The organism is Geobacillus kaustophilus (assembly GCF_000948285.1).
Taxonomy (GTDB): domain Bacteria; phylum Bacillota; class Bacilli; order Bacillales; family Anoxybacillaceae; genus Geobacillus; species Geobacillus thermoleovorans_A.
This window is the reverse complement of sequence record NZ_JYBP01000003.1, coordinates 1,920,642-1,932,872: the sequence shown is the minus strand read 5'-3', so window position 1 is coordinate 1,932,872 and position 12,231 is coordinate 1,920,642. Positions and strand designations below refer to the sequence as shown.

Annotated in this window: 11 protein-coding genes; all 11 read left to right on the top strand. The window is 47.0% G+C overall.

Annotation, left to right across the window (positions count from 1 at the left end; genetic code table 11):
- Positions 1 to 152: 152 nt before the first annotated feature.
- Complete coding sequence (locus LG52_RS09975; RefSeq protein ID WP_044731798.1) at positions 153 to 2,021, top strand: hypothetical protein; 1,869 nt, start codon at positions 153 to 155, stop codon at positions 2,019 to 2,021.
- The gene (locus LG52_RS09970) at positions 2,018 to 2,644 is read left to right on the top strand and encodes a hypothetical protein (RefSeq protein WP_044731797.1); all 627 of its coding nucleotides are present in this window, start codon (positions 2,018 to 2,020) and stop codon (positions 2,642 to 2,644) included. Before LG52_RS09975 ends, LG52_RS09970 begins: the two co-directional genes overlap by 4 nt.
- Positions 2,631 to 3,029 carry a hypothetical protein gene (locus LG52_RS09965; protein ID WP_044730903.1) on the top strand — a complete coding sequence of 133 codons (399 nt, stop codon included), beginning with the start codon at positions 2,631 to 2,633 and terminating at the stop codon, positions 3,027 to 3,029. Before LG52_RS09970 ends, LG52_RS09965 begins: the two co-directional genes overlap by 14 nt.
- A 119-nt stretch (positions 3,030 to 3,148) precedes the next feature.
- Positions 3,149 to 5,200, top strand: a complete 2,052-nt coding sequence (locus LG52_RS09960; protein ID WP_044730902.1) for an ABC transporter permease — start codon at positions 3,149 to 3,151, stop codon at positions 5,198 to 5,200.
- Complete coding sequence (locus LG52_RS09955) at positions 5,197 to 6,066, top strand: ABC transporter ATP-binding protein (RefSeq protein ID WP_044730901.1); 870 nt, start codon at positions 5,197 to 5,199, stop codon at positions 6,064 to 6,066. Before LG52_RS09960 ends, LG52_RS09955 begins: the two co-directional genes overlap by 4 nt.
- Positions 6,063 to 6,722 (top strand): hypothetical protein, encoded by a 660-nt coding sequence (locus LG52_RS09950; protein ID WP_044731796.1) that lies wholly within the window; start codon positions 6,063 to 6,065, stop codon positions 6,720 to 6,722. Before LG52_RS09955 ends, LG52_RS09950 begins: the two co-directional genes overlap by 4 nt.
- A gap of 75 nt (positions 6,723 to 6,797) precedes the next feature.
- Positions 6,798 to 6,962 (top strand): hypothetical protein, encoded by a 165-nt coding sequence (locus LG52_RS20210; RefSeq protein ID WP_197071925.1) that lies wholly within the window; start codon positions 6,798 to 6,800, stop codon positions 6,960 to 6,962.
- A 155-nt stretch (positions 6,963 to 7,117) separates the two neighbouring features.
- The gene (locus LG52_RS09945; protein WP_044731795.1) at positions 7,118 to 8,308 is read left to right on the top strand and encodes an ISL3 family transposase; all 1,191 of its coding nucleotides are present in this window, start codon (positions 7,118 to 7,120) and stop codon (positions 8,306 to 8,308) included.
- A 258-nt stretch (positions 8,309 to 8,566) separates the two neighbouring features.
- Entirely contained in the window at positions 8,567 to 10,585 is a 2,019-nt protein-coding gene (locus LG52_RS09940) for an ABC transporter permease (RefSeq protein WP_044731794.1), read from the top strand.
- Positions 10,569 to 11,432, top strand: coding sequence for an ATP-binding cassette domain-containing protein (locus tag LG52_RS09935; protein ID WP_044731793.1), 864 nt, complete (start codon positions 10,569 to 10,571; stop codon positions 11,430 to 11,432). The genes LG52_RS09940 and LG52_RS09935 overlap by 17 nt, the downstream gene beginning before the upstream one ends.
- Positions 11,425 to 12,057: a hypothetical protein gene (locus LG52_RS09930; protein ID WP_044731792.1), complete on the top strand. Its 633-nt coding sequence runs from the start codon at positions 11,425 to 11,427 to the stop codon at positions 12,055 to 12,057. Before LG52_RS09935 ends, LG52_RS09930 begins: the two co-directional genes overlap by 8 nt.
- Positions 12,058 to 12,231 lie beyond the last annotated feature (174 nt).

Sequence of the window (12,231 nt, the reverse complement as noted above, 5' to 3'; positions counted from 1 at the left end):
TTAAAATCATGATGTTTATAGCGCAATTTTCCTATTATTTGTGAATATACTGTGAATTTCCATGTAAAAGGTTGACATTCTTTTTTTTTTTTTTTATAATGCCATTGAATTTTACAAACATTTGAAATTGATGATCAGAGAGGGCATTCCATATGAAATGGGTGTTCATTTCAAGAATGGCGTCCCGCTTAAAAGCAGAAGCTAGTTTCATATTCGTATTTTCTGGGGTTTTGATGTTTGTTTGCCTCAATCCCCATACCATCAATCCAGCCGAGTGGATCTTATATACGAAATACTTGGTTCCGATTGGAATGGCCGTCTGGCTGCTCTTCAGCTTCCGCTTGCATGTTTCGTTGTTCACTTCGACTCCAATTCACTGGATCGCGATGAATGACATCATGCCAAACCCGCAAAAGATCGTCTTCTGCCAAGCTTTGATCGCATTTATTTGTTTTTTCGCTTGGCAACTGGCCTTGGCCGGGATCATCGCCGGTGCGGTGGTGATCAACTATTCAGCGGGTTGGGATCTTTTCACTTTTCTGTTTCCATTGTATTTGATTCATTTTCTTCTACCATTTCTATGGGTGTGGATGATCGGATTGTCCACAGGCGCTGTTTACGCCTATCATTCTTCGAAAAAAGCGATGTTGCTCGTTGGTGTGTTTGTTTTGTGGATCATCGTGCTGTTTTCTTTGGAATATCGCAATCCATCCTTCTCCTTGTGGGGAAACCATCGTTGGCCTTACATTGACCCGTTATTCAGCCTAACCTTCCAAAAAGAACGCGTGCTGATCAAATTGGCGTATATTCTTTCTTCCATCGCCGTTTATGGCGTTTTTCGAAGCATGCGGCGATCCTTCGCGGGGCTTGCGGCTAGTGTGACTCTCGTTATTTTCGTAACATTTTTCCTTCAACATGCACAATCAAAATTCCAGTTGGATGACATTCTGTTGGCAAACGACGTCAAACTCTATCAACAAATCAAACATCAGGCTCAGCCCAAGAACATCCCGTTGCATGGATATTGGAAAATCAAGGAGATCGAGGTGAATCCGAAATCCACGTATCCGATCAAAGCCACACTCTCTCTGCATCCGAAAGAACACACCGTTCGTTTTTCGATCAACGAGCAATTTCAAATCGATCACATCCAAGGCGGAGGGAAGCGTTTCCCCTTTCAACAACAAGGAAACGTTGTTCAGGTGCAGACCAACGGTGCCCCATCCATGACGATCTATTATCGGCATACGTTCGGCTCAACCTTTTATCCGTTAACATCGGGCGTCACGTTGTTGCCATTTGAAGCCAACTGGTATCCGCAGTCCATGGATTCAACGCTTTACGATATCGACTCATCCGGAACGCTTCATTCCAATGTGGAAACGAAAACATGTACACGAGTCAACATGATTGTCGGAAAGGAAAAGTACCGTTGGCATGGGGACCATCTCCCTTGTCTCTCCGTGATCAATGGTCCTTACAAACAAATTCAAGTGCAACATACTCGTTTCCTTGTTTATAAACCATTTCTCACTACAACAAGAAATTATATGGAATTGAAGCATCAACTCGTTTCCATCCGCAATGAGCTATGCCACTTGTTTCCGAATCTTGCAAATACAGATTATTGCACAAAAGAAGTCAAGAGCGTCTCAATCATCCCAAAAAGCATCAACACCACAAACCTTTCGCTGTACGACAGCACGGTGGCTGACGGAAACTACACGTTTTATGTTGATCCGTTCTTGGACGTCAATGGCACTCCGGCAACCAAACATATTCAGGAGTTGGCTGCGTTTTCCATCCCGTACCGATTGTTCGAAAACGAACAGATCAGTCTCTTTGTCGGCTTGTATTTAATGGAAAAACTACATATTCCATCTATCGGATATGGAAACAGGATAGCGGAAAAATCCTCCATCGACTCAACAACGTGGGAGCACTACATGGCACTATCCATAAAAGAAAAAGAAAACATATTGATTCAACTAGCGCAAGAAAGGGGGGAAGGAGACAAATGATGGAATTAAAAAATGTGACCCTCAAGCACCATCGCCAACTTATTTTGCATCATTGTTCCGTCAATCTTCCTTCCCAATCCATCATTCTAGCCAAAAATCACATTCGCACAGATATTGTCGCCAAAGCGCTTGCCGGCTTTCATCCTATCGATGAAGGGGAAATCCATTTCAATGAACAGGCAGCAAAAGGAAAACCGAATAAAACCGTATTTTTCGTGATTCCTGAGAACTACCACCAACTGTGGAGAAACTATCGTTTGCAAGATATTTCGATATGGCTGAATCGTCCTTTTCAGCAATCGGCACTATGGAAAAAATATCGCCTCCCTTCCCATGCATCCATCGATTCATTGACGATGTTTCAACGGCTGATTTATCTTGTTTCTCTTGGACAGTCGCTAAATCGCACAGTATTCATTTTCGATCAGCCGACGAAACACTTTGACTTCGAAGACTTAGAACAGTTTTATTATTTCTTAAAAGATGATTTTTCGAATGCACATTATCTCATCTTTACAAATCGAATAGAAAAAATATTCACAATGCTTCCTAAACCCATTTATCAACTTGATTCTACCAAATTACTACCCTTAAAAGGAGGTGAGAAGGATGGTTGTCAATAAGGCACGTAAAACGAAAGCTAAGGGGCTACCACTATTCATTTTAGTGTTGGTTCTCAGCATTGCTGGATCTGTTTATGCCTCCGGCACTTCCATTGCGCATATTTCACCGGGGGCTAGTTCTGCCACAGGAACACCAGTGAAAGCTACTGGGGCCTCTGGAACATTGGTCGTCTCTTCATCAGGTCCAGCATTTTATGTACAAGGGTATGCCAAAAAACAAATTAACTGGTGGCCTGATTCAACAGTTGCTTCGGCAATAGCCTATCCATCACAAACAATAAAAAAATCTTTCACAGCTGAAAACGGGTCTTTCTACTATGCTGAAGCATACACACAGGCCAATGCGACATCTATTTATGGCGAAGCAAAAGTGACCGTGAATTAAGTTGGCACGCTTTATTCAACAAGCAAGCGAATGTCAACACGGCTCCATCACACCGGCATTCGCTTGCTTCCCTGCTATCGTTGATGGATACGACTATGCTGACAATGGAGTGACCCCTTATGACTTTGTTTACTCGCCTATCATGGTTTTACGCCAAACAGATGGGAAAAAGTATTCTCTATATGGGAACATACACATTTTGGTTCATCATGCTGATGATGCGCTTTCTCATTCGCCAGTACGATTCCTTTGGCAAGACGGATTATGGAAACTTTGTCGGGGAAATGACGTTAATCGTCCAAGCAGCCATGCTACTGTTTATGGTATTTTTTTATAAGTTGTTCTCTGATGAATACCGATTTGGCGCCAATCTTTTGTTTGCCGGTTCACTGCACATCACAGCGTTGAAAATCGCCGCCTTGTTCGTGAATCACTTGCTGTTTCTTTCATTCTTCACCGGTCTGCAAGTTGTACTTGTATGGCAGTTTTACCGCACATGGGGTCTTCCCTTTTCTTCGTTGTATACCGAAACGGCATCGTATATTGCCGTATATTGGCTATTGCCGTTCGTATTTGCCTTTTTTCTTGGTATTTTCAATGCTCTATTGTTTGGGAAAAATCGATTAAGCTTTGCCTGGATGATGGTCATTTGGCTGGCCATAGGCCCGATGAATACACAATTGTTTTCCCGTTATTTCCATCTAATCCCTTTTTCCGACATCCGTAGTTTGTTTTACATCGGTCCGCTGAATATGGACGATGTATTTCGTGACGTCATTGGGTACCATGTCAGCCTTTCGACGTATATGAAAATATTGTTTTGGATCCTATCGTCGATGATGGCGGTATGGGCTATTCTTTGGAAAACGGCCCGCACGACAAAGGAGAAAGCGGCCATTATTACGGGTGTTGTTTTGCTTTTGGCGGGTGATGCTTGGTTGTTTCCGCATCTTTTCACTGGAAACAAACTGGTGTTCAGCTACGCTGATTTGGCTCAAGAAAACGTTTACTACCAAACTCATGATTCAACCATCCAACCAAGCACATTGCACTATTCGATTGAGCGATACGACATTCAGCTGGAGGCCAAAAACGGTGTACATGCGAAAGTGAAAGTGACCTTGCGCCAAATTCGGGGCGACACGCTGTCGTTCGTGCTTTATCATCATTTTGCTCTGAAGCGAATCACCGATCAAACTGGAAACCAGCTTCCTTTTACTCAACAGGGGGATGTCATCACGGTTAAACGGTTATCCAATCGCTTGACTGACAAATGGACGTTTGAGTATCAATTGAACGATTCCGCGCAAATTCCCGTTTCACCGCACTATTTGTTTTTACCGAGCGATTTCAGCTGGGTGCCGACAAAAGCCAATCATGCTCCGTTTGCCTTTGTGAACGTTCATTCCAGTCCGGTGCCTGTATCAATGCAATCGAGCCATCCGATCCGCTATACGTTGTCGTTTTATGGAATGGCGCCATTTTATACGAATTTGCCGCGCCGAAGCGACGGAATGTACGAAGGAGTTGTATCCGGCGGCATTACAGCTGTGGCAGGAATGTTTTTGAAGGAAAAAATCGGGCCATGGCAGATCGTTTACCCTGCCGACTGGCCGAATCTTAAGCAAGATTGGCCGATTTTCGAACGTCATGTACGGCGCATCCACCATGATATCGTGCAGATGTTCGATTTAAAAGCGGCAAAGTTGCCGACAAACATCGTGTTGCTCGCTCCCCATGGTGAACAACGGTGTGTATATAGCAGCGATCACCTGCTTCTTCAAATTGATACGCCATATTCCCTTCGCTCCCAAGAAGGAACATTGATGTATTTGCCGGAAATCATCACAGAAGGGCTTCTTTGGAGGGGAACACATTTATCAATGCAAAAAGACGTGTTTCAAGCGTTGTTGTCAAGATGGTTCCAACAACAATTAGCCCTTCCCTATTCCGGAGGAGATTTGACGTTTGATTTGGCTTTGTCAGTGGATCCCCCTGACAAGAAAACAGAGGAAGTGCTGAGGAAGCTGTATGGGGAGTATGAACGCTTATCCGATGAGAAAAAACAAAAATTTTTGGCTTTATGGTACAAACAAATAAATGAAGGAGCAGATAACAGCTGGGAGAAAGCGATACAGCTTATCCGCATCGTTCAGGAGGGACAGACATGATCCATGTATCCAGCGTCACGAAACGAATCAAAAAACAACTCATTTTATCGAACGTATCGCTTTGCATGGAAGGGATTTACGGGTTAGTCGGGCCGAACGGAGCCGGCAAGACGACATTGATGAAAATATTGGCCGGCTTGACGCCCATGGATGAAGGGCAAGTGGCGATCGGCAAACAAAGCTGCACCAAAGGAAAATATGTGAAAGCTCATGAACGGATCGGTTATTTGCCGCAAGATTTCATGGTCTATCCGAACATTACGGTCGAAGAAACGCTTGACCATCTCGCTTTATTGCAAGGAATGATGGACAAACACAAACGGCACGCGGCCGTTGCCGAAGCGATTCAAAAAGTGAACTTGAACGGCCATGAGACGAAAAAAATGTCCGAGCTGTCCGGCGGCATGCGGCGGCGGGTGGGAATTGCCCATTTATTGACGCGAAAGCCGTCCATCTTGCTGTTTGACGAGCCGACTGCCGGCTTGGATATTGAAGAGCGAATCCGCTTTCGCCATCTGCTCAAGCAGCTTGGTTCCGAGCATACGATTGTCATTTCTTCGCACATTGTGGAAGACATTGAGTTTTTGTGCACCAAAATTGGGGTTTTGAAACAAGGGCAAGTGTTGTTTGAAGGCACGCCGTCTGAGCTGAAGTCCCGCGCAGAAGGCTGTGTGTGGGAATATTGCATATGCCCCGAAGAATTGGATGACTTGATCGCAACGAGAGAAGTGGTGCAGCTTCTCGAAGAAGAGGATGGCATTCACGCGCGGGTGTTTTCCAAAAATGGGGGAACAGGGGGGAGACCGGTGGCACCGCGATTGATCGATGGCTATTTGGCTGTTGTCCGAAGAGGGGAACCAAGATGAAAGCTTACATCGAATGGATGCGAACCGCATTCGTGTTTGACCGCAAGACAATGGGCGGAGCCTTTTTTATCCCACCAGCGATGTTCATCCTATCGCTGTTGCTTATTTTGCTTGTTCCCCGGAAATCGTCAAGCATTTACGATGATGTGATCGTCATCCAAGGGTTGTTCATCCCGTTTTCCGGATGGTGCCTGATTTATCGATTCGGTGAACTGTATGAAGATGGAGCGCAAGAAACGCTTGTCCCTTACTATAGGAAATGGGTTGGGATTGATGTCGTACGTTATTCTTCCATCCATTTATTAGGAGTTGCCGCTCTAAGCGGGGCATTCATGTGGAAATACGGAGTTTCTTCTTTGTCTTTTTTGAATCTCATTCATTTCATTCTATTGACGTTCTTTTACCTATTTTTCAGCACTGCCGCCCTTGTTCTTACAAAAAACACCCATATCGCACTGACAGTCATTTTTATTTATACGGTGCTTGAAGTGGCCACATTAGGAACGTTCATGCCCTGGCCGCATATCTTTTTGTTCGAGCCGCCGGTTTGGGAACCGATGCTCATCAACAAATTCATCATGTTAACGCTGTCCATCTTTCTAGCAGCATGTATCACCATTGTATGGATCCGCAAAGGAGATCGGAAACCTCAATAAAAGCAGACAGGGTATCATTGACGTTTGGCCGCAAATAACGGCTTCGCGACCCAAACAAGAGGCTATGCTTACAAATTGATCAATTGGTGGCCCGACAGCGTCGTCGCCTCCACCAACTGGCTCAATCCTAGGCAAGAAGAAACGCGCAATTTTCCACAACAAGAAGGCGATAAATATTATGGCCAAATTGTTGGTCAAACGGTTGGTTCAAGAGGATACGTGACCATTACGGTCAAATAACGATGCCGAATCCGGATGATAAAGGAGTCAGGGATACTCCTAAAAAAATAAGGTTCATCACCAAATTTTGTGATTTAGTGACAAAAAAGAGAAAGCACTGACGAGATCCTGGCAATAATGTTAGCGGTGAAATAAACATTAAGGAGGTCTCGTAAGTGCTTTCTATACCACTAGGATTGCCAGAATTTAAAGTGATTAAACAAGAACTTCTTTCCTATGGTTATGCGATTCATGTAGAGAAAACAGAGACACAGGAACGTTGCCCTCATTGTGGGTTTGCCACTTCCTCTGTCCACGACAGACGGACAAGAAAAGTACGGGATTTGGCGATTTTCCATCAACCGGTGTACTTGTTCATAAAGGTAAAGCGCTATCGGTGCTGGAATTGTTCTCAAGTGTTTTCCGCCTCTTTGGAATCGATTCCACCCCATCAACACTACACCAATCGATTTTGTGAGTACTTGTATGAACTTTGCGAAGGCTCCACCATTCAAGAGGTTAGCCGAAAGCACCGCATCCCATATACAACATTGGAACGCATTTATTACTCCATCGCATCGAAAAAAGCAAAAGAGCGTCAAACAGCGATAGAAGCATCTTCTCAAGAAGGAATGGTGCTTAGTTTAGATGAAATCGCTGTAAAAAAGGGACATCAGTATGAAACTGTATTGATGGATGCCAGAGCCGGATCGGTCATGGGAATGCATGCCGATCGCCAATGTGACTCCGCCATCAACTTGTTGAGCCAAAATATCCTGTCGAAAGAAATGGTCCAAACGGTGATTCTTGACATGTGGGAATCTTATCATAAGGCGGTTCGCGCCCTGTTTCCATCTGCTTCGATTGTCATCGATAAGTACCATGTGGTTCAAAAAGTGACACAAGCCTTGGATCAAGCAAGAAAGGAATTTTCTCCATTGAAAAAGGCTCGATATCTTCTCTTGAAAGGCTGTGAAAAGCTTCGTAAGGACCAACGGCTTCGATTAGACGATATCTTGGAGGAGTATCCGGCACTTTCCATTGCTTATTATCTGAAAGAGTTGTTTCGGGATTTTTACCGAACCGATGGATATCATGAAGCAAAGGAACGCTTGGAAGAATGGATTCAGTTAGCCAAACAGAGCCCTTTTGCTTCTTTTCAGAAAGCAGCCAACACGCTTGAAAGGTGGAAGGAGCCTATTCTTTCCTACTTTTTGTGCCCATATACGAATGCCCGAATTGAGGGGACGAATCACAAGATCAAAAACATCAAACGCCGGGCATATGGCTATCGAAATCTAGAACGGTTTCGTTTGCGTGTATTTCTGGAGTGTACAGGGAACACTACAGGCAGTCAGGCTGCTTAAGCGCTCCCTTCTTCCGCTATCGGTATGATAGTTGGTAGAATGGAACCCGTCAAGGAAAGCACTTGACTGTTTCCATTCTACCAACTTCGTGGTCTGTATGCGGAAGAAGGATCCTGACTGATGAACCTATTTCATCCAGCTAACATGTCTCTAGGATTGAGTAGAAATCACAGAAAATGGTGAAGACCCAAAAATAAAGCGATCCCTGACCGCATTTTTCATTTGTCAACTTCTCAGAAAGAAAGCGGTTGATCGGCGATGAGGTGGAAATGGCTGTTTGTTTTTTATTGGAAACGATTGTTGAAAAGCAAGTTATACATTGGTGCTAGTTTCTCGTTTTTTCTTTTGCTGGCCGTACGGTTTACACTATTTTTTACCGATCCGTACAATATGGAGAGTTATGGGGATATCCCTCATGAAGTGTTCATGCTTGTTCAAATCGTTTCGCTCTTTTACATCGTGTGGTTCTACCTTCTCTACTCCAACGAACTTCGTTACGGCGTTTCGTCATGGTTCGCCGACGGCTACCGGATTCTGCTGGAGAAAATGAGCGCCTTGCTTGCGGTTCATGCGCTGTGCCAAGGGATCATGCTGATGATGAGCTGCGGCGTTTTTTCACTCGTGTATCTCTTCGTTGGGGTGGAGCCTTCGGATCTGTATTTGTCGCTGCTTCGGTTTCTCGCCGTCTATCAGTTTGGACCGCTCGTGCTCACCGTCCTGTACGGCGTCATCATCGCACTGCTGTTGGAAACGAAAAAGGTCAGTTTTTTCGCTATTTTGCTTGTGTGGATCCTGACCGGACCGATGACGACGGAGCTGTTCATCGATCTGTCCGAAACTGTTCATGCCCGCGACTGGGCGTCGCTGCTGTTTATCGGAAAACACGCGATTCAACGAGCGTATGATTCCTACATCGGGTTTGAGGTCGACCGCGGCGGGGAATGGAAATGGGCCGCGTGGTTTCTTTCCCTTGTCGGGTTGGCGTTGTTGTCGTCGATCCGCTTTACGCAGACGAGAAAGGAGCGAAACGCCGTCTTGAAAGCATTTCTCGTCTTCCCGTTTCTGATCGTCCTAACCGCCTACCACTCCTTGCAAACGAACACCAAGGCGTTCACTCGGGCCGATCAGACGACCGAACTCGAGGAATACCGCCAGATGAAACAAGAGACGAAAGCCGATTTGCGCTACCGTATCCAGTCGTATGACCTTTCCTTGCATGGATCGCGTGCGGTCGTGCGCGTGGCCTTGTCCCAGTTGGAAACAAACCGGCCCACGTTTCAACTGTACCATTTGTATCCGCTCCACTCGATTGAAGCGGACCATCAGCCCGTCAAGTTTACGAGAAACGGCGATCTCGTGACCGTGTGGCTGCCGAAACGCACCTCGACGCTCACCTTTTCCTATGAGATCGTCGATACGGCGCTCATTCCGTACACCAACGGCCGCATCGTCCTGTTGGCGGATCGGGCGTGGTATCCGAAAAGGAGGGCTTCGCACATGTATCGGACTCATGAATATCGGGTGGCGGGGATGACAGTTTGGGATGGGGCGTTCACCGATCAATTCTTTCCGAATGAAACGTACACCTTTACCTTAAACGTGGACGGCGATGTGCTGTTTTGCAATGTGCCAAAGCGTGGAAAGGGTTACCAAGGGAAGGCGCAAGCGGTCACCTTGATCAAAGGGCAAGGGCATCAACTCGTCGATCAAGGATATGAGATCACCTACCCGGCCGATTGGCCGCATATGGCGGAACGGGCGCCGACGGTCATCCGCCAGATGGAAAAAACATTCCGTCATGTACAACAAATCGCATCAACGGCGGTTTCATCGTTGCCGAACAAGATTGTCTTCTCTAGTTTCGGACTGTCCTCGTTTCTCGCAAACGATCATCTTGTATATAACACAGATGACTTATATGGGATCGATCAATATATTATGGAACAAAATTTTTACGAAAAAATACTTCGGCTTTCCGTACCGCCGAAAGGATCGCGGATCATGTACAACGAGTGGATTTCGCTGGCCACCCGCTGGCTGATGCAAAAACAAGGCCTTTTGGTGATCGACTGGAGCTCCAAAAGCGAGTGGTTCGAGTCGCAGCCGTCATCCGTCAAGAAGCAAATTGAAGCCATTTATCAAGCGTTTCAGCCGCTGGATGTCGACCAAAAACAACAATGTTTGCGGACATGGTATGCGAACATGGACGACGGTTGGACATGGGACCGCATCTTTGAGATGATGCAGGAGGTGAACGGCGTTGGCGGTCGTCATTGAAGGATTGACGAAAATCGTGAAAAAGAAGCCGATTTTATCCGATGTCTCTCTCTCCCTCTCCGGCGTGTACGGCTTGCTGGGGCCAAACGGCGCCGGCAAGACGACGTTGATGCGCATTGTGGCCGGACTGTTGGAGTTCAATGCCGGACGGGTGTCGCTCGGAGACGAGCCGATCAGCACCGGCACGAGGGTGAAGCGGGTGAACGAGATCGGCTATTTGCCGCAAGAGTTTATGATGTACCCGGAGCTGACGATGTATGAAGTGCTTGAGCATCTCGCCGTCTTGCAAGGTGAACATCCCGCCGCCTGCCGATCCAAAATCGAGAAGGTCATCGAACAAGTCAACTTGTCTTCGCACATCAACAAAAAAATGCGCGAGCTGTCCGGCGGCATGCGGCGGGTGGGCATTGCCATGCTGCTGCTTCGGGAGCCGTCCATCCTCCTGTTTGATGAGCCGACGGCCGGGCTTGACATCCGCGAGCGCGTGCGGTTTCGCAATTTGTTGAAGCGGCTGGGGCACGATCATACGATCGTCATCTCTTCGCACCTTGTCGAGGACATTGAATTTTTGTGCACGAAAATCGGGGTGTTGGACCGCGGCATGGTGCTGTTTGAAGGCAGCCCGGACGAGCTCAAGCAAAAAGCGGCTCCTTATACGTATGAGTTGGACGTGCCATTTGAGGAGCTTGACTCGGTCATGGCCGCCAACGAAGTCGTCCAAATGAGCGAAGAGCCTTCCCACGTCGTCGTGCGCGTCTTGTCCGAAGAACCCATCGGCCGGCCTGTCGCCCCGCGGCTGATGGACGGATATTTGGCGTTGTTGAAAGAGGCGGAAGCGCATGGATAAAAAAACGATCGCCCATCATTTTTCCTTTGACCGCCGCTTGCTCGGCCGATTGTACTGGTTTCCGTTTCTCGTCTACGGGCTGTGCGTCGGGTTGATGGGGATCTTGTCCGCCCGCTCCGACGAACCGTTTTTGCCGTACACCGTCATCCAAGGCATGGCCGTGCCGATCGCCGGATGGCATCTCGTCTTTTTGTACCGCCATTTGTACGACGAAGGGGCGAAAGAAGCGCTGTTATGGCATTACCGGAAAGCGGTCGTCTTCGACTTGGTTCGCTATGCTGTTTTGCATGGGGGATGCATCGTTCTTCTTGTTGCGGCGGTCATATGGATTCATGGAACGATGTTTCTCACCGCACCCGTGTTGGTGCACCTGTTTCTGCTGTTTTCGTTTTACCAGTTGATTGGGCTTGCCTTGTTAGGCGTCTTTGGCAGCCTGGATGTCGCCTTGTCGGTCATCTCGGTCTATACCTTTATGGAAGTCGTGACGCAAGGAACGTTCATGCCGTGGCCGCATCTGTTTTTGTTTCAAGCGCCGGCCGATTCGCTGTCCCTCCTTCTCCCCATGATGTGGCTGGGGGCGGGCATTGTGATCGCCGCCATTTTGATTGGACGGGAGTTTTGGTAAACGAATTGGAAGCCATCGGCTGAATGTGGGAATGGGGAGCTTCTATGGAACGATGTCCGTTCGTTTAGTGCACCCGGCCGCACACTCCTCTTGCCGCTTCCATGGTCAGGAAGTGGGAAGTCGTTTCTCCTTTTTATCATGGCTAATTGAGATGGCCGCCGTAAAAAATCGAAA